The sequence below is a fragment of the Pseudovibrio sp. Tun.PSC04-5.I4 genome (assembly GCF_900104145.1).
Lineage (GTDB): Bacteria > Pseudomonadota > Alphaproteobacteria > Rhizobiales > Stappiaceae > Pseudovibrio.
Genome location: NZ_FNLB01000006.1, coordinates 1,636,492 through 1,657,576, shown reverse-complemented (window position 1 = coordinate 1,657,576; position 21,085 = coordinate 1,636,492). Strand labels below are relative to the sequence as shown.

The following is a 21,085-nucleotide window of genomic DNA, read 5'->3' as shown; positions in this document are numbered from 1 at the left end:
AAAGCCCGCCACGCCGAGGGGCGTGACGGGCCTATTTTCGACAAAGATTTGTCTATTGATGGTCGAGACCAGACAACTGGCCGAAGAGTGCCTGATTAACTTTCACGCCTTCCGCGCTTTCCAGTTGCGCAACAAACTGGTTGAGCAGGGAGCCTTCCAACGCGCCTGAAAGCTGCTGGTCAATGCGTTTTACGTTCTCTGATTCGGTCATAAAGGCCGGTGCTGTGGTGTCTGTCAGAACAAGAAGAATGCGATCTTCGTTGTTGCCAGGAACCTGCGCCGCTGTGCCTGTTGGGCCGGAGAACGCTGCGGTGATTGCTGAGCCTGATAGATTTGGGTTTCCGCCGTTACGTGTAAAAGGCTGAGACACGTTGGTTTGAAGATCTTCAGCAAGGGCAATGTCTGTAAGGGACTTGCCAGCCTGAACATCAGCAAGAAGGGCTTTTGCCTTTTCTTCCAATAAGTCAGCGGTTCGCATTGCAGTCCAGTCCGCAACTACAGCCGTCTCGACTTCAGAGAGCTCTCTGTCGCGAGATGGTTTCACTTCGGATACTTCGTACCAAAGATGACCGGTGCGGCCGATTTCAAGCGGGTCGTTTTCTACACCCACATCAGTGGAGAATACTGAAGTTGCAAGAACGTCTGCTTGTGGCAGTGTAACTGTTTCGCCAGCTTCATTTTTGCCTGATGCATCGAAGTCAGGTGTCTGTGAGAGGGCGAGTGAGAAACGCTCTGCAATTTCCTTGAAGGTGCTGCCGCCTGCGCGCGCATCTTCAATTTCGTTGTAAAGGTCGTCTACTTCGTTGGCCGCGTTCGCCTGTGCAACGTTGGTGCGCAGTTCCTGATCAACTTCGTTTTGAGGTTTCACAGCAGCTGGTTTCACTTCTTTTGCAAACAAAATGACGTTTGAAAACTGACCTTCAACAACACCGCTGACTTGTCCTTCATGAAGAGAAAAAGCCGCGTCAGCGATTTTTTCATCGAGGAAGCCCGACTTATTCATAGTGCCGAGATCTACATCGCTTTCGCTTAGATCCCGTTCATTCATCAGATCTTCAAAGGTTTCGCCAGAACTCAGTTTAACCGCGGCAGCTTCAGCCTCTTCCATGGATTGGAAGGGGATCTGGAAGATCCGGCGTTGTTCCTGACTTTGGTAACGATTTTTAGTGCGCTCATATTCCTGCGCAATCTCTTCTTTCGTTACACTTTCTGGTTTCGCAATTTTATCTGCAGTGAGCTCGATAAGAGCTGCGCTGCGGTATTCGGGAGCTCTGTAGTTTGCTTTGTTTTCTTCAAAATACGCATTTAGCTCTTCTGCGCTTGGTACAGGAACTTCTGAAAGAGAGCTCTGTGGGAGTACAATATACTCAACCTTGCGCTCTTCCATTGTGTATTTGTCAAAAGCTTCAAGCATCGCGTTGGGTGTCGTAATGCCTCCAATTACAGCTTCTGCGAGCTGTTGGCGCTCTGCGATTTGTTGCTGCAGCATTACGAATTCGTCTTCGTTTACACCCATGTTGTAGAGAACTTGACTGAGACGATTTCGATCGTATCCATTCACACCCTGAAATGCTGGGGTTTCTTGAATGGTTTTGATGATTGCTTCATCAGACACGCCAATGCGGAGCTTTGATGCTTCCTGATCAAGCGTGGCTTCGGCGATCAGGCGACCCAGGACCTGAGCAGGGAGACCAAACGTGGCTGCCTGTTCTTGGCTAATCGGCTGGCCAGCACGGCGCGACAACTGGTCGATCTCCCGCGCATAAGCTCTCTGGAAATCCTCGGCGGGTATTTCTTTGTCGCCAACAGTTGCGACTGAAGTGGAGCCAAGTCCAGTAAAGACGTCAGCGATACCCCAAACAGCAAAGCTGAGGACCAAAAGGCCAATCAGAAGCTTCGCGAACCAGGTACCTACGCTATTACGCAGCGCGTCGAGCATAATTTTATCCGTTCTCTTGTTGAAGGCGAGGAGATTTCTCCCACGCACACATGCAAGGCCGCCGGATAATAGTAGCCCTTTTGCTGCGGGGCAAGTTTACACAGCATAAAGGTTGTGAGATTCGACATGAGATACGAAGTTCCTCGTACTAGCGGTTATCCGCTATGGGGCTTAAGTGGTTTTATGCTAGTGAGCACGCATTCCATTCGGGAAATTAAAATTCATATTTGGGGAAGATAAGAAATGACTAATCGGCCACTCGTTGCTGGTAATTGGAAAATGAATGGACTCAAAGCGTCTGCTGCTGAATTAGAGGCAATGGGCACGGGGTACGATTCAGCACTTGCCGAAAAAGTTGAACTTTTGATTTGCCCTTCCGCATTGTTGCTTTCTCAACTTGCTTCTCAAGAAAAAATCGGAATCGGTGCACAGAACTGTCATGCGAATGCGAGCGGCGCACATACTGGCGATATTTCCGCTGAAATGATCCGCGATGCTGGTGGTAAGTACGTCATAGTTGGGCACTCCGAACGACGCGTAGATCATAACGAATCTGATGCTGACGTTTGTGATAAGGCTGAAGCTGCATGGCGCGCTGGTCTGATCGCGATTGTCTGTGTTGGTGAAGTTGAGAGCGAACGCCGTGCAGGTACTACTCTTGATGTTGTAACCAAACAGGCTCTTGGTTCATTGCCAGCTGGCACAACGGCTGAAAACTCAGTCGTTGCATATGAGCCAGTTTGGGCTATCGGTACAGGCCTTACACCAACACCTGCTGATGTTGCAGAAGTTCATACTTCCATCCGCTCCACGCTGATCAAGCAGTTTGGCAACGAAATTGGAAGCAAGCTGCGCGTTCTTTATGGTGGTTCTGTTAAGCCCACCAACGCAAAAGAACTGTTGGCAGTTGATAACGTTGATGGTGCTCTAGTGGGCGGCGCAAGCCTGAAAGCCGCAGATTTCCTGGGGATTGCCGAGGCTTACCGCGGTTAATATTTTCCGAAATACAATTTTATTGTTCGCAGTCCACCAATTTGCTGCGCCTTTAGGGTAGAAAGGTGCAGCAAATTCGGTTAGAAGGCCGATTATCAAATTCATTAAACCTACGGATACCTATGGAAACCGTTCTTATTGTTATCCACCTGATGGTCGTAGTTGCGCTTGTGGCGATGGTTTTGCTGCAGCGCTCCGAAGGCGGCGCATTGGGTATTGGCGGCGGTGGCGGCGGCGGCGTAATGAGCAGCCGTGGCACTGCTAATGTACTTACACGCGGCACTGCAATTCTTGCTGCCTGCTTCTTCGTAACCTCGCTCGGTCTTTCTTTGATCTCTCGTTACGACGACCGTCCAGGTTCTTTGCTAGACGAAGTGCCTGCTGGCTCTGCGTCACAAGGCACAGAGCAGGGCGCAGGTAATGGTCTTCTTGACCAGTTGCAGCAGCAAAGTGAGCCTACTGGCCCGCAGGTTCCGCCTGCTCAGTAACCTGCTGTAAAGCAGATACAGTTGAAATAGTCGTTTGACGGCACCGCACTTTGTGCAGTGTCCGTCATTCGTGCGTTCAGACATAACTCAATTATATAGGGTTTTACGGATTATCAGTGCATCCCAGACGTGCACGCCCCTTGATAAGTCCAGCCCTTATAAAACCTGGTAGCGATCCATGGCACGGTACATATTCATCACCGGTGGTGTTGTTTCTTCTCTTGGGAAGGGACTTGCCTCCGCAGCTCTTGGTGCGGCTTTACAGGCCCGCGGATACAAGGTGCGGCTTCGTAAGCTTGATCCTTATTTGAACGTTGACCCAGGTACCATGAGCCCTTACCAGCACGGTGAGTGTTATGTGACTGATGATGGCGCTGAAACAGATTTGGATCTGGGTCACTACGAGCGCTTCACAGGTCGTCCTGCAAACAAGCAGGACAACATAACAACCGGGCGCATCTATCAGGACATCATCGCAAAAGAACGCCGTGGTGATTACCTCGGTGGAACAGTTCAGGTGATTCCCCACGTTACTGATGCCATCAAGAACTTCGTTCTGGATGGCAATGACGGCTACGATTTCGTGCTCTGCGAAATCGGTGGTACTGTTGGTGACATTGAAGGTTTGCCATTCTTTGAGGCTATTCGTCAGCTTGGCAATGACTTACCGCGTGGGCAGGCTGTCTACATTCACCTGACACTGATGCCCTACATTGCCAGTGCTGGTGAAATGAAGACCAAGCCGACTCAGCACTCTGTGAAAGAGCTGCGGTCCATTGGTATTCAGCCAGATATTCTGATGGTTCGTTGTGATCGTCAGATTCCTGAAAACGAGCGTCGCAAGCTTTCTCAGTTTTGTAACGTGCGCGAAGAAGCTGTTATCCCGGCCTATGATGCCAAAAGCATTTATGAAGTGCCACTGACCTACCATAAGGAAGGTCTGGATACGCAGGTTCTTGATGCATTTGGTATTACAGGCTCTCCAGCGCCGGATCTATCCCGCTGGGAAAACATCGTGCAGGCACTCCAGAACCCAGAAGGTGAAGTGACTATTGCGATTGTTGGCAAATACACAGTGCTGAAAGATGCCTACAAGTCTTTGATTGAAGCGCTTGTACACGGCGGCATTGCTAACGGCGTTAAAGTGAACCTTGAGTGGATCGAATCTGAAGTCTTTGAAAAAGAAGACCCCGGCCAGTTCCTTGCCAGTGTGAACGGCATTCTGGTTCCTGGTGGATTTGGCGAACGTGGTTCTGAAGGTAAGATTGCTGCTGCGCATTATGCTCGTGTAAACAAAATTCCATACTTTGGTATTTGCTTTGGTATGCAGATGGCTGTTGTTGAAGCTGCGCGTAACATGGCTGGTATTAAAGATGCGAGCTCCACGGAGTTTGGTCCGACTAACGATCCTGTTGTTGGTCTAATGACTGAGTGGTCACGCGGTAACGAGAAAGAACAGCGTCATGCTGAAGGCGACCTTGGCGGAACGATGCGCCTTGGAGCTTACGATGCGACGTTGGAAGCAGGCAGCAAGATCGCCGAGATCTATGGCACCAGCGAGATTTCTGAGCGTCACCGCCACCGTTATGAAGTGAATATTTCATACCGCGAGAGACTAGAACAAGTTGGCTTGAGATTTGCCGGTACGTCTCCAGATGGCGTGTTGCCTGAGACTGTGGAAATCGCAGGACATCCTTGGTTCATTGGTGTGCAATATCACCCAGAGCTGAAGTCTCGTCCGTTTAATCCGCATCCATTGTTTGCATCCTTTGTTGGGGCTGCACGCGATAATAGCCGTCTGGTTTAATCTTCTGCTTTGGGGGAAGCGCTTTGATTAAGGGAATTGACCACATCGTTCTTGCTGCAAACTCTTTGAAGGATGCAGCAGGGCAATGGGAACAACTTGGGTTTAAGGTGACGCCTTATGCGCGTCATCCTTGGGGTACTGAAAATCGCCTCGTCCAGTTGAATGGTAGTTTTCTTGAGATTTTGGCAATCGGCGAAGATGCCGAACTGACAGAATCAAGTGAAGGCGTTTTCTCCTTTGGCGCGTTTAACCGCGATTTTCTCTTAAAGGGTGAGGGTGCTTCTATGCTTGTGCTGGATAGCACGAGTGCAAAAGACGACCGCGCCATATTTAAGGCGGCGGGACTTGCTGAGTTTGCTCCGTTTTCCTTTGAGCGCATTGCGGTTTCGCCGGAAGGTGAAGAGCGTCAGGTTGCTTTCGATCTGACGTTCACCCAAGATCCTCTTGGTGTTGAGACAGGCTTTTTCACTTGCCACAACAAATTCCCGGAAAACTTCTGGAAGGCTGACTATCAAAGCCATCCTAATTCTGTGACAGATCTGAGTGAAATCATCTTTGTTGCGGATGATCCTGCTGATCACCATGAGTTTTTGAAGGGCTTTTCCGGTCAACGCATGGCTCGGCTTTCTAGCTTAGGTGTTGAGATGGAAACCAGTCGTGGTTTGATCAGGGTTCTTTCTCCAAGCGCTTATGAAAGCTTGTACGGGTTGAAAGCACTCTCTGCTCGCAGCGGCCTGCGTTTGGCAGCTCTTGGGTTCAAGGCGAAGGATCGCAACAAATTTGCGGAATATGCCCGCAAGCTTGGCGGCACTCAATATGGCGCACAATGGGTCGTTGGTCCTGACAAGCTCGCTGGCGTTGCTGTGATTTGCAGCTAAAATTCTCTCCTGTTTTGTAAAAACCCCGGACGCTCCTGCTTCCGGGGTTTTCTTTTATGAGGTAATGATCACAGGCGCTTGAGACTCGTCGATGATGATTTCCACTTGTGCAGGCGGCGATGAGAAGTTCATCACCTGCTCCATGCTATGATTGGTGCCAGTTCCATCCTGATCAAAGCTAAGAATGCCTCCTGAGAGTTGGAAATAGTCCTCTGCATTGGCCTGATCGATCTGCTCGCCGCCCACCATTTCTGTTGCATCTAAGAGGTCGGCATCTGCGCCGGAGGAAATGTAATCTGTTATGAGGTCGGCGATTGTCAGGTTGGTGAGATCGAGGACGAACGTGTCGCTCTGTGCTCCGCCTTCCAGTGTGTCGTACCCATCCATGCCGGCCAGTTTATCTCGCCCACCTCCGCCGGAAATTGTATCATCGCCCTCCAGACCTAGGATTAGTTCGCTGGTTTGGGTGCCTGTTAGAACGTCATTTCCTGCAGTGCCTTCAATAGGCTGGGCGGCTTGCTTTATGGAGATGAGGTGACTGTCTGCATCTTTGTCACCATCTCCATCTTCAACTGAAATGAAAAACTGCAAAGTTTGTAGCTGGCTAAAATCCAAGCCTGTGTTTGCTGTAAATTCCCACGTCCCATCTGAATGTAGGGTTAGCTGGCCTTCCTCTGTGTAAAGAGTTGTCTGTGAGTTGGGAGCTAAGTCGACACTGTATTGATTGTTAACATCTGTATAGACCGTCACACTGGAATATCCATCAGCTCCCAAACTCAACGAGAATGTATCGGTGATCGTATCTCCCTCTGTGACGATGTTCTGCGTGTCTGTAATATCAATATCGGGCTCGTCATCCTTGATGGATATATTGGTTATGCCGATCGCTGTGCTTCCGTCTGTATCTGTGGCGACAATGGGAACACCGAGGATTGAAAAATCACTGGAGCCATCAGTGACATGAGGGAACTCAGCGAGCAGCGTGGCTGTGACCTGCACCGTTCCAGTTGTGCCCGCCGCAATACTAGAGCCATTGATCGTTAACTGGATCACGTTTTGTCCGGCAATAGAGCCTGTAAGAACCTGTTTGTCGGCGGAGAGGCTCCACAGGATGGAGGTTACTGTGGTGTTGCTGTCGTCCTGCACAAGAATGTTTGATGTATCGCCTAAAGTGAACCCAGTTATATCATCCGAACCTGCTGTGAATGCGAGCGTGTCACTTTGCGTTTCAGCTGTGCTGGCTGGGTTGGAACCGATGGTCGATCCGGTCGCGGGATCATTGCCAGTTTGAACGCCTAACGCGCCTTCTTCAAGGCTGAGTGCTATCAGATCCCCGCCAAATGGTTGAGGTCCATCTGTAATCGTAATGGTGTGGCTGTCAGTTGTTGTGTCGCCATCAGCGTCTGTTGCGGAGAGGGTGAAGCTTTGCTCTTGTGGATCGTCATTGTCCAGATTGGTTGCAGCTTCAAAGCTGTAAGTGCCATCGGGGTTGACTGTGAGGGTACCTTTGGGGAGCGTGAAGGTTGCGTTGGCGTTGCCAGATAAGGAAACGGTTTGGTCTGCTTCGCCTGTCATGGAGACGGTGATTTGCGTAACGCCATCTGCTCCGGGATTGAGCGACCATGTGCCATAGAGTGTATTGCCTTCTGCTATGGATGCAGGCGCATCAGCGATATCGATAACCGGGGCATCATTGATGATGTTGACCTGAATATCTGCAGTGACGGTATCTCCATCATGATCGGATGCGTCCAGTTTGATCCCGGTGATCGTGAGAGGCTCTCCACTGGCATCATGAGGGAAGGCATCTGTCAGTGTTGCGGTGACTGTTACCGTGCCTTGCTGGCCTGCTGTGATGGTTGTTGCGTCCAGTGACAGGATGATGGCAGGCGTGCCGTTGATTGCCCCCACAAGCTGGCCGTTTGAGATGGCCCAACTGACGGTGAGTGTTGCATCTCCGTTTGAGATTGAGATAGCGGAGGTATCCCCAAAGGCGAAGCTTGAGAGGTCATCTGATCCAGCTGTGAAGGTGAGTGTGCTGGACACATCCGTCTCGGCTGTGCTGGTGGGATCTGATCCGGTTGTATTGCCCACTGCCAAGTCTGCCTGATCCAGATTTGTATCAAGTGCAGCTTCATTGATCGTCAGGATGAGATCTATCGCTTCACCGGGCAGATTGTCTGGCGGAGTTGGCGGTGTGCCATCTGTAATCGTAATGGTGTGGCTGTCAGTTGTTGTGTCGCCATCAGCGTCTGTTGCGGAGAGGGTGAAGCTTTGCTCTTGTGGATCGTCATTGTCCAGATTGGTTGCAGCTTCAAAGCTGTAAGTGCCATCGGGGTTGACTGTGAGGGTACCTTTGGGGAGCGTGAAGGTTGCGTTGGCGTTGCCAGATAAAGAAACGGTTTGGTCTGCTTCGCCTGTCATGGAGACGGTGATTTGCGTAACGCCATCTGCTCCGGGATTGAGCGACCATGTGCCATCGAGTGTATTGCCTTCTGCTATGGATGCAGGCGCATCAGCGATATCGATAACCGGGGCATCGTCGATGATGTTGATGGTTATTTCACCGGAAGCTTGGGCGCCATCTTCGTTGGTTAGTTTGAGTTTCAAGGGTTCTGAAACAGCAGAGGAACTATGGTCTCCCGTCGCGCTCAGAATGTAAGACCAGGAGTAGGAGCCATCGGTGTTTTGGGTAATAATGAAAGTACCGAGCGGTGTTGTGATCTGACCACCACCCGTTACATCAATCCAGATATTTTGTGCAGGATCACAGACCTCTAGCAAAGAAAGAGGTGATGAGCCGCTGCTTATATTCAATGGGCCGGATGTTGTGGTCGCGGCTTGGTCGGGTGTGCTGCCCGTGGGTAGACCTGCCTCATAAAGATCATCATCACTGCCTTGAAAGAAGGCTGGGTTGATAGTGGGATCTTCTGGTATCGCAATTTGTGGTGATTTCGCCTCGATAAATGCTCCGTCACTTTCATCTCGTTCAAAGAACTCCTGATTTCGTTCTGTTGGCAACAGGAGAGGTGTGATTGGAAATGAGGGCTGAACGACAATCGGAATTGGTTCAAAATCATTTCCGCTTCCCGTCAACTCTCCGTCTCTGACTAAGGGCGATTGTGGTTCATTGTTACCACTGGCAGGTTCTGAACCCGAGGAAAGGCCTGATGATGCTTCAGGTCCTGCGCCTGGTTCTACATTGCGGGCTGCGTTAAATGCCTGCTGGATTTCCTGAGCTGTCAGTGTTTGGTTGTCGATTTCAATGGATGGCGGCGTGTCGCTGTGCCCTTCAATTCTGATAGTGGTTCCATCAGATAAGGTAATTTCCGTTTCGCCAGAGATGGTTTCGATCTCTGCTATCTCCAAGCCAGATGGCAGCAGCAATGTCTCTGTTTTGGGATCCCAACGAATTTCGCTTAGGAGTGGATTTATACCCTGTGAGAGGGCGTTAGGGAGGGTGTCAGAGCTTGCCTCTAGTGATGGCGGAAGCTCAATAATCAGCTTGCTCTGGAGCTGGTCTGGGTTAACTGGAAGGAATTCCAGCCCGTTCTGTTCTGTAGAGCTTTGCTGATTATCCGACTTTGGAAGGATTTGAGGGGAAGTCGTTGAGGTCGACTCTGGCATTTATGGTTCCCTTCGCAAGCAGGATTAGTGTTTCGTTTCCAAGCTATTAAATGAATGAAATTTGACAGAAGCTTTGGAGTCTTTGAATTCCTATAAGTATGACAAGTTTAGATAAAAATTAAATATACATTATGTAATACGTATTTTTGTCACGTATTTACTTCTTGTATCGCAAGTTACCTACGTTAAATATTATGCTAATATTGATAATATTTACACTTATGTGCGTAAGGACTGACATTGTATTAAAATAATGTAAATTAAAACTTCAGTATTTGCCCGTTTTGTTTTTGTGTTTTGCGTAAAGGGCGTGTGTATGAAGTTGTTTTCGCCTTATGTGCTTGGCGTTGCTGCACTTGGTTTGTTTGCAGGTGCAGGGCAGGCTATGTCTCTTAGAGACGCCGTCAATCTCACAGTTTATAGTAATCCGGAAATTGGCGAAGCGGTTTTTGACCGCAACGCTATTGGCTTTGAGCTTAAACAAGCCAAGGGAGAATGGTTGCCGCGTCTGGACCTTGAATTTAGGGGAGGCGCAGAATGGGCGGACCGTAGTTTTACGCGTCAACGTGGACAATACTTTTACGGCCCCTATGAAGTTAGGGCGACTGGAAGACAGAAGTTGTTTGACGGTTTTGCAACAACCTATGAGATTGAGCGGCAAAAAGCGCGGTTGGATGCAACTTCTTTCCGGGTTTGGGAGCGTTCGGAGTTCATCGGCTTAAGTGCCGTTCGGGCGTATGTTGAAGTTTCCCGTCTTTCCGAAGTGAAGCAAGCTGCACAGCGAAACATCGCCTATCACACCAAAGTGGCCTCTGATATGAGAGCTGGACTCACGCGGGGCGTTGTTTCTGTTGCTGATGTGCAGCAGGCGAGCGAGCGAGTGTTTGCAGCGCGGCTTGCGCTCGAAGAAGTGAATGAAGAACTAGAACTAACCGAAGCCACGTTTATTGAAGTGGTTGGGAAGCCCGTTGGCCGACTTAGCGGGGTTCCAAGCGTAGATCGGAAAATGCCGGGTAACCTGCCGTCCGTCCTTACTATCGCGCGGCGTAACAATCCACTTATCTCTTTACGAAAAGCGGATATTGATGCGGCAAATGCTCAAATCAAAATAGCAGAGGCGGATTACTATCCCAGGTTTGATCTGGAGCTTGCCTCACGGGTTGGAGAGAACCTCAACGGCTTTCCAGGTGTAAATAACTCCGCGACTGCACTTGTTGTTATGCGTTGGAACCTCTTCAACGGAAACATTACGAAAAACAAACGGGCCGAGCAGGTGGAGAGAGCTGGCGAGGCGCGTATGCGATCTGCACGAGCGTACCGCGAGGTGGAACGGGAAACGCGTGCGTCTTGGATTCGGCGTGTGGAACTTTCCAAGCAACTTGCAATCATCAAAAAACAGTTGTCGGCGTCACATCAACTCTTAATTTCCTATGAGGGGCAGTTCACAGTTGGCCAGCGTACTCTGTTGGATGTGCTGGATACTCAAAACACTGTCTTCTTTACAGAAGTCTCTGAGATCTCGGCACGCTACGCAAAAACCTTTGCCAATTATCGGTTGCTTGCAGCTATGGGCAGTTTGTTGGAAAGCTTTGAAGTTGAGCCACCTGCGCAAGCCGTTGCTGGCTACCGGACCATACGGGATGATGAAAAAACCAAAGGTTGGTTGCCCGGCAAAACTCTACCAGGTGTTTCCGCTCAATGGGCAAGGGGCACTCCTGTTGCCATGCCAAGACCGAAACAATGAGGGAAGTTTGAATGATGGATTTTTCGCAATCTCATAAGTTTAAGCGCGGTGCACTCTTTGTTGGCTTTTCGATATTCTCATTTTTGCTTGCTGTAGGCGAGGCGAGTAGTGCGGATTTGTCTGTTGCGACTGCCGATTATTATCGTGGCGGTGTTTGTTATAACTTCAACCTACAGCACTCTGAAGAGCTTCATAGTGAGATCTCTGTGCGGGTTCAGGATTATTTTGAGGAGGCAAACGGCGTTGTTGTTGCTGCACAAAAGAGTGCGCTTGTGCAACTCCGCTTCGATTGGGCCTTGGAGACGCGTGATTGGTGTGGAGTGGCCATCGGGTATATGAAAGATTCTGTTTGGGATGACGAAGCCGTCAACCGGTGCCTGTGTTTTCATGAGTATATGGGAGAATATTAGTCTCTATGCACCGCGTGAAGAGAGGATGTGAATGACCTTCTCTTTCGGACCGTCAGCAAGAATGCGACCCTTATCCAGAATGATCAACCGATCCACTAGGGCAAGTGGCGCTGTTCTGTGTGTTGCTATTATGAGTGTTTGGGTTGGTTGCAGAGCTGAAGAAAGCGTTGTCACAAGCCTTTGTTCATTTTGACCATCCAGCATACCCGTCGGTTCATCCAAAAACAGGATCTGTGGGGACGCCATAAAAGCTTGGGCTAGGATTAGCTTTTGTCGTTGTCCTGACGAGAGGTTTCGGCCATTTTCTTCGATCAATCGTGCAAAGCCGTGCGGGTGAGCATCGATAAAGTCGATGGCGCCGGACAGTTCGCAGGCTTTCACCATATCCGCGTCGGATGCTTCAGGCTTGCCTAGCTTTATATTATCTCGCAGGGAGCCAGAAAAGAGACTAGCGTCCTGGCCAATATAGCTGATTGCTCGGCGAATTTCTGTCGGGGAATATTGCTCATGATCTAGGTTGTCGATCATGAAACTTCCAGCTTGTGGGGCATATAGACCGCTTAATAAGCGCCCTAAGGTGGATTTACCCGAGCCAACAGGTCCTAATATGCCGATACGCTCTCCAAGCTTTATCGAGATATTGAGGTTTTTAAGCGAGGGGGCTGTTTCTTTTGGATATGTGAAACTGAGGTTTTTGAGGGATAGTTCGCCCCTTTTAATAGGTTCTGCGAGGTGGCGTGCAGCCCATGGTCTTTCTCTGGGGAGCTCTACAATTGCATCCAGACGCTTGTAAGCAGACCTCACTTGCTGAAACCGAGCAAGGAAACTGGAGAGGGTTGCCAAGGGTGCAACAGCACGGCCACCCAGTATGACACAGGCAACAATTCCACCCATAGATATGAGCTTTTCTGAAAACAGGTAGGTTCCCGTCACTATCATTGCGATTGTGGTGAGTTGCTGCACAAACCCGGTGAGGTTTAGGGCCCAAGTTGAAAGAGATCGCACTTTGTTTTGCGCTTCTGCGGCTGATGCTGTTGCGCTTTCCCATTTGTTGAGGAGCTGACCTTCTGCGCGTTGCAGTTTTATGGTTTCAAGGCCGTATAGGCTTTCTACCAGCAATGCGTTTCTCAAGGTGCCGTCTGACATGGTGGTTTCGACTGCTTTTTTGAGCGGGTATTGCATTGCAAGGCCGATGGTCACAACGATCGTGATGGCGGCAAGGAGTGGGTAAACGATCGGTCCGCCAATGTACCAGATTAGGCCGAGGAACATCCCGAGAAAAGCAAGATCGGTTATTGCAGCAATTGTTGCAGATGTCATGAATTCGCGAATGGATTCAAACTCACGCATTTCATTTAAAAAACCTGCTGTACTGCTCGGGCGGTGCGACATTTTCAGGCTCAGCGCATGTTCGAACAGCCTTGATGAGATGATTAAGTCAGCGCGTTTTCCTGCAAAATAAATGAGAGATGCCCGTAGCGTTTTAAGGAGTAGGTCAAACAATAGCGCACTGGTAACACCAAGAGCCAAAACCCACAGTGTCGGGAAAGCCGAATTTGGTAAAACGCGGTCATAAACATTCATGGTAAAAAGAGGAGAAGCAAGTGCTAATATGTTGATGAAGGCAGCTGCTAGAGCAACGAAGGCGTAGTCTCTTATCACTGACCTGATGCCACCGAAGAACCAGTGTTCCTCCTGTTTTGTCTTGGTTGGGTTCTCCATACTTTCAGAGGGTTTATAAAAGGGTTTTGCGACAATCATTTGCCCACTGGACAGGGCTTGCAGTTCCTCAAGTTTGGCAAGGACTGCACCACCATTGGCATGAGGTAGGGCCACTGCGTAGGAATGTTCGTCGTACTTTTCCAATATGACCAATGCCTCGCCCGACTTGAGAAGCAAGACGGCAGGGAAAAGAAGAGCAGATAGGCTTGCCAGATCCTGATGGAACGACTTGGTTGAAAATCCGGCACGCTTCAGCGCTTTCTCCAAAAGCGGGGCGGTTAATCGGCCCTTTTCAAGAGGAAGGCCAGCAATCAGGTTCTCTGAGCTTGCAGGCATGTTGTGTTGTACGAGCAAAATTTCCAGACAACCCAAAAACGGATCAATGTCTGGTGTGATCTGAGAGGTATTGTTACTTTGCTCGGAGATGGGAGCCGAAGTATCGGTGAGGGGCTTGTTTTTAGCTTGCTGGTCCTCTGGTTCCTCAATAAAAGCCGCAGCGTCTTCAATCGCAGGCTGGTCGCTTGCGTCTGTCATATCCGTTTTCTTCTTTTCAAAAACAGTTGTTTTTGGCTCTGGATTCTTTGTTAGTTCCAACCTGCAAATCTCCGCAATGGATGCTCGTAGTGTTCAGGGAAAGGGAGGAGAGTTACCCTGTGGGAGTCTATCTTGATTCCGGTTGGCGGCGTGCCTCTGGAACTTGTTGGGGAGTTTCTAGGGGGATATCCAGTGCTCAACACAAAACTAGCGGGTTGGTTCCGGCGATTGGTAGGACCTGATGAGGTTTCAGCAATCCCCAATGCGGCTGCGCGGGTGACTGCTGGTCTGGAAGCGGCAGTCTATGTTCGCCACCGTATTCTTATCATGCTGATAGGCGGGTTGTTTTTGGGGTTTCTTGTTTGGGCAGGCTGGGCGCAATTGGAGGAAGTTACACGTGGAGAGGGGCGCATCATCCCTTCAGCTAAGGTTCAGGTGATCCAGAGCCTTGAGGGGGGCATTGTTAAAGAGGTTCTTGTGAGGACAGGGGATGCGGTCAGAAAAGGTGATGTCTTACTTCGGCTGGACGACACGGGTTTTTCTTCTAACCTTGGGGAGTTGTTGGCAAAGAAAACCAGTTTGGAAATTGCCCGAGAACGATTGGAGTTTCAATCTTCTTGGCCCAAGCTGGGAGAAGAGTTGGAGTACAGCACCTTCTATCAGGATAAAGCACCTGAGGTCGTCGCGTCGGAACTCGGGTTGTTCCACGCAAATGTTGAAGGGTTGCAAGGGCAGGTGGCGATATATCGGTCACGCGTTGTTCAGAGGGAAGCTGAACTGGAATCTTCCAAAAACCAACACCGGAAACTTGTGGAATTACTCGTTCTAGCAAATGAAGAGAAAAACCTGAAAGCTCCCCTTGCGGAACGACGGATCATACCTCGTACGGATATGCTAAAGCTACAGCGAGAGATTGGTGACTTAGAAGGGCAGATCAATACGTTCAGGGTTTCTGAAGGACGATTGCTGGCTGCCGTTCAAGAAGCTGAACAGGAAATCGAAGGGCTTTATAGTAAGTTCCGGCAATTGGCACGGGCTGAATTCAGTGAGGTGCAGGGTCAGTTGGATATTATCGCAGAAACCTCCAAAGGGGCAGACGATAAAGTTCAACGAGCCGAAATTCGTGCTCCTCTGGACGGTATTGTGAATACGATTGACGTCAATACAATTGGTGGGGTTGCCTCTCCCTCTCAGCAATTAATGACGATCGTCCCAGTTGAAGATGCTCTGCTTGTGGAGGCTAAGGTTCAACCTCAAGATATAGCGTTCATACATAAGGGGCAGCGTGCACTGGTTAAACTGAGTGCCTATGATTTTTCTATCTATGGTGGCTTGGAGGGGAAAGTAGAGGGAATTTCTGCCGATACTGTTTACGACGATATCACTCACAAGCAATTTTACTCCGTAATTATCAAAACGGACCAAACAGAGTTAGAGAGTCGCAATAAGAGCCTTCCCATTCTGCCGGGGATGGTTGCCTCTGTCGATATTCTTACCGGTGAGAAGAGTGTTCTCTCTTATATTCTCAAGCCTGTGAACCGAATTCGAGAGGAGGCACTTAGAGAACGGTAATGCGTTATGGCTCTTCCAGAATATCGAGGCAAGCAACGAGCGAAGCGTGGGGTGTTCCGACGTACCTTTTTGGGAATGGTGATTAAGACCGCATTCCTGAGCGGGATATTCTCATCTATGTCAAAAGGGCAAGCGCATAACTTGCAGTTTGTTCCTTTGAAAAAAATACGGAAGCGGCAACGGTTTTCCTCTGCAAACGGTTCCTCCCGAGGTTCAGAGATTCAATTCAACGCGCTGGGCTTGTTTGGGTCTGTCGAGATGCCGGGAGGACGAAGTCGCGCTTATCAAAAATGGCGTGCGGTTCTGCCTCAATGCGATAAGCAGCTTTTGTATCTCCAGCAATGCATGGCAGGGTCTGTGCGTAGTGTTGGTCCCGTTGATTATTGGGCGCGTATCATCCGAGGTGTTGGAGGAACGAAGTCTGTACGCCAGCTATCGCTTCTCAATTCTTATATTAACGAAAGTGCTGGTTATGATCGAGACGCAATCACCGCCGGTGTTGCGGATATTTGGCGTGCACCGCTGCAATTTCTAGGTTTCAAAGGCGACTGTGAAGATTATGCCATTGCGAAGTATTACAGTTTGCTAGCACTTGGATATGCCGAAGAAAATTTACGTTTTATCGTTGTTAAGGACAGCTCTCGGGACATTATTCACGCTGTGACGAGTGTTAAGCTGCAACACCAAAGATATGTGCTGGACAGTTTGCGGCCAGTCGCGACCAAAGAGATCGCGCTACTACACTACCACCCGCTTGTTTCCATGACGCGGGATGCGCACTTTACTCATTTGGTTACCGAAGAGACCCGCCAACAGTTTATTGCCCAGCATAAAAAAGGATAGATGCGCTGGGCGGTTCTCCTAGTCCACCAAAAGGGTGGCTTTTGCAGTCTCATATGCGAGGACTGCGCCTGCCAGATCTTCCAGAGCAGCGCCAACAGATTTGAAGAAGGTAATTTCTGAAGTGCTGGTGCGCCCAGCATTCTCGCCTCGTGTAAGCTCATAAAGGTCAGCCTGCACATCTTCTGGCTTCAGTGTCCCGTTGGCGAGCGGGGTCGTGATGTCACCCGCTTCCTTCATTGCACCTGCTTTTGTGTCAACAAACACACGGGACCGAGACACAGCAGTTTCATCAGCTTCCCGCATCAGAGGGGTGAAGCCGCCAACGAGGTCCAAATGGCACCCTTCTGGCAACCATTGGCCTTGCACGAGTGGATCGTTTGATAATGTGGCAACCGATATTATGTCGGATTTTCCGACAGCAATTTCCAATGATTGCTCTGCAATGATGTTTAGGCCGAGCTTTGTACTGAGGTCTGCGGCACAAGCCTGTGCTTTTTCAAAGTTACGGCCCCAGAGGTACACTGTCTCGATTTGGCGAACTGTGCAATGCGCCTCTATCAGGTTAGCGGAGAGGCGGCCTGTTCCTACCATGCAGAGTATTTTTGCATTTTTGCGAGCTAGATAGTCGGCTGCAAGAGCTGATGCTGCTGCTGTTCTTCGTGCGGTCAGTTCTCCTCCATCCACTAAGGCAAGCGGAGCACCATTCCTGCCGTCAGAGAGGAGATAGGTGGCAGAGACTGCGGGAATTCCTTGAACAGCGTTGCTTGGGAAAACGCTGGCCAGTTTTACACCAAAATAGGCTCCAGATTGCCATGCCGGCATTAGGAGGAGGGTGGCGTCATCTTTATCTGGCACTTCCATTGTGTGGTGGTGGCGCACCGGCATTTCGCAGCCTTCCCGAAACATTGTGCGGAGCGCTTCAACGAGGGGTTTGAAGGGAAGTGCTTCTCGTGTTTGCGTTTGGGAAAGCTGCAGCATGCATTTACGTCCTTGTTCTCTGATCGCATCGAGGTTTCAGAGGCATTGAGTGATATCTCACCGGAGTATCGGTTTTGCTGAAGTCTTGTCACTTGATATTTATGAGTTTGCCTCTACTACCCACAAAAAAGCCCGCGTTGGATGAGCGCGGGCTTCGATGTTTTGATCTGTCAGCTTTAGCGAGCTGCAATCACGATTTCTCTAATCACTTCTGGAGTGATTTTACCGTTTTCACCTATGGCTTTCAGAAAATTGCGGCCTGCAATGATATTGAGGAGTGCGTCGATGTCACCTTGATCTGTGATGTTTGCATCAGACAACCGGACTGGCATAGAAAGGCTTTGATAGAAGCCTTCTATTGCATCCACTGTCTTTTCAGCCAGATCATCCGTTGCAGGTAAACCAAATACTGCGGAACCCATTTGCTCCAGTTTTGCGCGTTTAAGCTCGATCTGGTTACGCAGCAAGCTTGGCTGAATGATGGACAATGTTTGGGCGTGATCAATGCCAAAGCGAGCGGTTAGTTCGTGACCGATTTGATGCGTTGCCCAGTCATTTGGAACACCACAAGAGATCAAACCGTTTAAACCCTGATTGGCGGCATACATAAGATTAGCTCGCCATTGGTCTTGATCATGTTGGTCAAATTCCTTACCAAGCTTGATCAGGGTGCGCAGCAATGCCTCTGCAAAGCCATCTTGCACCAGTGCTCCAGTTGGGAAGGTCAGGTATTGCTCGCAGACATGAATAAATGCGTCAACCAAACCGTTTTTAAGCTGGCGTTCCGGAAGTGTCTTCATTGTGCTTGGGTCAAGAACTGAGAAAACCGGATAAACGTGTGGAGAGCCAAAGGCAAGTTTCTCGCCAGTTGCTTTGCGCGTCACAACTGCGTTTCCGTTGGATTCTGAGCCTGTTGCAGGCAAAGTGAGGATCGCGGCTAGCGGAGTGGCTTGAGAGATACGGTGTTTGCCACGCGGGATGTCCCAATGGTCTCCATCGTAATAAGCAGCTGCTGCGATAAACTTACAGCCATCAACTACGGAACCACCACCAACAGCGAGAATGAAATCCAGCTGGTTTTCTTTGATGAGTGCAACGCCTTTTTCCAGCGTTTCAAAGCGCGGATTGGGTTCAATGCCTGAAAACTCTATGGTGAAGAACCCATCAAGGGCGGCAATGACCTGATCATAAACGCCATTCTTTTTGATGGATCCGCCGCCATAGGCGAGAAGCACGCGGCTTCCTGCAGGAATATGCTTTGTTATTTCGGAGATCCTGCCTTCACCAAACAGGAGTTTGGTTGGGTTCTGGTATGTAAAATTCATTGGATCTGCCTGAATGGGTTTAATGTGCTCTACACTTAATGTCACAAACCTTGTTTTGTAGAGGGAATAGAATACGTATTTTAGTTAGTTAGGCACAATCGAGCAGAAAAGTGATGTAACGCACACTTGGTGATGTATTGGTGCTCTATTGGCCATCAATACGAAATGCTCATACATCAGCTTAGAGTAAATGCTGTTCTGGTTACATTTTTATACCTCAATTTGCGCAGGTTAGCCATCAACCACAAGATCAACATGGCTCCCCGTGCACTATAAGCTTTGCCGTTGCCGCCTACTTGGAAGTCATTTTTTCAAATTTGTTTTCTGCTGTAGCTAACGTCCCCAAAGTTGATGATCTGGCGATGGAATAATGAACGTTCTGTGCATCGAAGAATTGGTGTTTCAATGGCTTGTCCCCTTGGCGAGGCACGTTGTTGGGCGAGGCACATTGTTGCCTTTTTTAAAAGGGCCTCTTTCATCAAGTTCTTCTCGTAGCAAATAACAAAAGTTACTCAATTTTTCACAAGCTAATTGAAGCAGTAGACGGTCAACTTTTTCTTAAGTTCAGTCAGTAGTCGTAACTCATTTTTTATCGCACTGTTTGAAACTTCCCATATCGACCCCACATCGACGCATTATTATTCGAAGTAAGATCACAATACGCAAACGATAACTTCCAGAACTTCGGAGTTTCCAGATGCCTGAGAACCAGCTCACCCCTGAACAGAACCAATGGGCTAAAAAAGTTTTTAAACATCTTCAATGGAAATACCCGGAAAGTGAAAGTAACTCAAACGAAGAGGATGAATTGGAAGAGGTTGCCCTCGGAGGGGAAATACTGAGGTATTGTCAATTCTGGTGTATGAGCATTTTCTTAAGCAGCGTTTTGCACGGCTTCTGCTTGTTCGATACCGTCTTTGAAATTGATGCCTGTGATGACTTTGCCAAGATCGGCAAAACCGCGTAATTTTTGCCAGCTGCCTTGCGCGCATTGGCTGAGTTTGAACATCATGTGAAGCATGCCGTCCCGTTTCAGACATCCCTTTGAGCGTTTGGTTCGGTGCCTGATGGTCGCGAATGTAGATTCAATCGGGTTGGAGGTGCGGATTGACTGCCAGTGCATCTGCGGAAAGTCGTAGAACGAGAGCAGATCGTGCTGGTCTTTGAGAAGGCATTCCACTGCTTTGGGATACTTGCCCTCAAACTGTTCCACAAACAGGTCAAAAGCCACTTCTGCTTTTGCTTTTGTCGGCGCCATCCAGATATCCTTGAGGCATGCCCTTGCTTTGTCCTGTAGGGACTTGGGCAAGTAACCCACTATGTTGTTTGTCTTGTGCACCCAGCAGCGCTGATGGCGGGTTTGGCTGAATACCTCATCAAGCGCTGCCCAGAAGCCCATGGCCCCATCGCCGACTGCCAGTTTAGGCGTGTTCATACCACGGCTCTTCAACTTCACAAGCACCTCGCGCCAGCTCTGCGTGCTCTCCCGCACCCCGTCTTCAATGGCAAGAAACTTCTTCCGTCCCAGTGAGTTAACTCCTATTACAACAAGCGTGCACAGCTTCACGTCTTCTGCTCGTAAGCCGCTGTAAATGCCATCAGCCCAGATATACACCCACTCATCCGTGTCGAGGCGGAACTGACGCCAGCTATCATATTCGCCAGCCCATTCCTTCTTCAACCTCGAAACTGTGTTCGCAGAAAGCCCTGTTGCCTCAGGTCCCACCAAAACTTTCAAAGCGTCTTCCATCTCACCGCTCGACACGCCTTTCAGATAAAGCCAGGGCAAAGCTGCTTCTAAGCTTTTGGCCTTACGAACATAAGGAGGAACAAGCGCGGAGTGAAACGTGACTGGCTCACCTGAGCGCGCCCGCACTTTGGGCACTTTCACAGTCACAGGCCCGATGCCAGTCTGGATCTCGCGCTCCGGATGATAACCATTGCGCACCACACGCGCACGGCCAGCCTCATCAACCTCATCTTCATACAGCGAAAGTAAAGACTGAAGTTCTGATGTAACAGCCCGGTGCACCAGCTCCCTTGCCCCTTCTCTTATCAACTGTGTAAGCGGATCGCCCAAAAGGCCGTTTTGACGAGCAAGCTCCAGAACATTATCTTTTGCCATGGTGGCGTATCTCCAAGTGGTTGCAATGTTGAATTGGTCATCAATCAGTCAAACCGATACGCTGCTATCTTAAAAGCCCCATACACCAGATTCAGTAATA

The 21,085-nt window shown here is 49.5% G+C and carries 14 protein-coding genes; 8 read left to right on the top strand and 6 right to left on the bottom strand.

Translation table 11 applies throughout. The annotated features are described in order from the left end of the window. Window positions 1–52: 52 nt before the first annotated feature. The gene (locus tag BLS62_RS12675) at window positions 53–1,939 is read right to left on the bottom strand and encodes a peptidylprolyl isomerase (RefSeq protein ID WP_093181265.1); all 1,887 of its coding nucleotides are present in this window, start codon (window positions 1,937–1,939) and stop codon (window positions 53–55) included. Window positions 1,940–2,182: 243 nt separating this feature from the next. Here BLS62_RS12675 and tpiA point away from each other — a divergent pair, with 243 nt between their 5' ends. The 4 genes from tpiA (at window position 2,183) to BLS62_RS12655 (ending at window position 6,105) form a co-directional block, all read left to right on the top strand. Then, the gene (gene tpiA, locus BLS62_RS12670; RefSeq protein ID WP_093181262.1) at window positions 2,183–2,932 is read left to right on the top strand and encodes a triose-phosphate isomerase; all 750 of its coding nucleotides are present in this window, start codon (window positions 2,183–2,185) and stop codon (window positions 2,930–2,932) included. Window positions 2,933–3,054: 122 nt separating this feature from the next. Further along, window positions 3,055–3,420, top strand: a complete 366-nt coding sequence (secG, locus tag BLS62_RS12665; RefSeq protein ID WP_093181259.1) for a preprotein translocase subunit SecG — start codon at window positions 3,055–3,057, stop codon at window positions 3,418–3,420. Window positions 3,421–3,598: 178 nt separating this feature from the next. Next, on the top strand, window positions 3,599–5,227 hold the full coding sequence (locus BLS62_RS12660) for a CTP synthase (protein WP_093181257.1): 1,629 nt from the start codon (window positions 3,599–3,601) through the stop codon (window positions 5,225–5,227). Window positions 5,228–5,250: 23 nt separating this feature from the next. Then, window positions 5,251–6,105, top strand: a complete 855-nt coding sequence (locus BLS62_RS12655; protein WP_208990842.1) for a VOC family protein — start codon at window positions 5,251–5,253, stop codon at window positions 6,103–6,105. A 54-nt stretch (window positions 6,106–6,159) separates the two neighbouring features. Here BLS62_RS12655 and BLS62_RS12650 read toward each other — a convergent pair whose 3' ends face one another. Continuing rightward, window positions 6,160–9,732, bottom strand: a complete 3,573-nt coding sequence (locus tag BLS62_RS12650) for a beta strand repeat-containing protein (protein WP_159436533.1) — start codon at window positions 9,730–9,732, stop codon at window positions 6,160–6,162. Window positions 9,733–10,048: 316 nt separating this feature from the next. On the opposite strand from BLS62_RS12650, the gene BLS62_RS12645 reads away from it, so the two are divergent. Beyond that, window positions 10,049–11,476 carry a TolC family outer membrane protein gene (locus BLS62_RS12645; RefSeq protein ID WP_093181254.1) on the top strand — a complete coding sequence of 476 codons (1,428 nt, stop codon included), beginning with the start codon at window positions 10,049–10,051 and terminating at the stop codon, window positions 11,474–11,476. A gap of 11 nt (window positions 11,477–11,487) precedes the next feature. Beyond that, the gene (locus BLS62_RS12640) at window positions 11,488–11,886 is read left to right on the top strand and encodes a hypothetical protein (protein WP_208990841.1); all 399 of its coding nucleotides are present in this window, start codon (window positions 11,488–11,490) and stop codon (window positions 11,884–11,886) included. Between the two features lie 3 nt (window positions 11,887–11,889). On the opposite strand, the gene BLS62_RS12635 is transcribed toward BLS62_RS12640, so the two are convergent. Continuing rightward, window positions 11,890–14,202, bottom strand: coding sequence for a type I secretion system permease/ATPase (locus BLS62_RS12635; RefSeq protein WP_093181251.1), 2,313 nt, complete (start codon window positions 14,200–14,202; stop codon window positions 11,890–11,892). Window positions 14,203–14,274: 72 nt separating this feature from the next. On the opposite strand from BLS62_RS12635, the gene BLS62_RS12630 reads away from it, so the two are divergent. Beyond that, entirely contained in the window at window positions 14,275–15,714 is a 1,440-nt protein-coding gene (locus tag BLS62_RS12630; RefSeq protein ID WP_093181248.1) for an HlyD family type I secretion periplasmic adaptor subunit, read from the top strand. Window positions 15,715–15,831: 117 nt separating this feature from the next. Beyond that, window positions 15,832–16,557, top strand: coding sequence for a transglutaminase-like cysteine peptidase (locus tag BLS62_RS12625; protein WP_208990840.1), 726 nt, complete (start codon window positions 15,832–15,834; stop codon window positions 16,555–16,557). An 18-nt stretch (window positions 16,558–16,575) separates the two neighbouring features. Here BLS62_RS12625 and BLS62_RS12620 read toward each other — a convergent pair whose 3' ends face one another. The 3 genes from BLS62_RS12620 to BLS62_RS12610 form a co-directional block, all read right to left on the bottom strand. Beyond that, a complete protein-coding gene (locus BLS62_RS12620; protein ID WP_093181245.1) occupies window positions 16,576–17,535 on the bottom strand; it encodes a bifunctional Delta(1)-pyrroline-2-carboxylate/Delta(1)-piperideine-2-carboxylate reductase in 960 nt (319 codons plus the stop codon). 176 nt (window positions 17,536–17,711) lie between these two features. Beyond that, window positions 17,712–18,860 (bottom strand): iron-containing alcohol dehydrogenase, encoded by a 1,149-nt coding sequence (locus BLS62_RS12615; protein WP_093181242.1) that lies wholly within the window; start codon window positions 18,858–18,860, stop codon window positions 17,712–17,714. Between the two features lie 874 nt (window positions 18,861–19,734). Beyond that, window positions 19,735–20,985, bottom strand: a complete 1,251-nt coding sequence (locus BLS62_RS12610; protein WP_093175092.1) for an IS256 family transposase — start codon at window positions 20,983–20,985, stop codon at window positions 19,735–19,737. Window positions 20,986–21,085: the final 100 nt, after the last annotated feature.

Coding starts and splice junctions, on each gene's coding strand:
- BLS62_RS12645 (WP_093181254.1), top strand. CDS start 10,049: ATGAAGTTGTTTTCGCCTTATGTGCTTGGCGTTGCTGCACTTGGTTTG.
- BLS62_RS12615 (WP_093181242.1), bottom strand. CDS start 18,860: ATGAATTTTACATACCAGAACCCAACCAAACTCCTGTTTGGTGAAGGC.
- secG (WP_093181259.1), top strand. CDS start 3,055: ATGGAAACCGTTCTTATTGTTATCCACCTGATGGTCGTAGTTGCGCTT.
- BLS62_RS12660 (WP_093181257.1), top strand. CDS start 3,599: ATGGCACGGTACATATTCATCACCGGTGGTGTTGTTTCTTCTCTTGGG.
- BLS62_RS12650 (WP_159436533.1), bottom strand. CDS start 9,732: ATGCCAGAGTCGACCTCAACGACTTCCCCTCAAATCCTTCCAAAGTCG.
- BLS62_RS12610 (WP_093175092.1), bottom strand. CDS start 20,985: ATGGCAAAAGATAATGTTCTGGAGCTTGCTCGTCAAAACGGCCTTTTG.
- BLS62_RS12640 (WP_208990841.1), top strand. CDS start 11,488: ATGATGGATTTTTCGCAATCTCATAAGTTTAAGCGCGGTGCACTCTTT.
- BLS62_RS12675 (WP_093181265.1), bottom strand. CDS start 1,939: ATGCTCGACGCGCTGCGTAATAGCGTAGGTACCTGGTTCGCGAAGCTT.
- BLS62_RS12625 (WP_208990840.1), top strand. CDS start 15,832: ATGTCAAAAGGGCAAGCGCATAACTTGCAGTTTGTTCCTTTGAAAAAA.
- tpiA (WP_093181262.1), top strand. CDS start 2,183: ATGACTAATCGGCCACTCGTTGCTGGTAATTGGAAAATGAATGGACTC.
- BLS62_RS12620 (WP_093181245.1), bottom strand. CDS start 17,535: ATGCTGCAGCTTTCCCAAACGCAAACACGAGAAGCACTTCCCTTCAAA.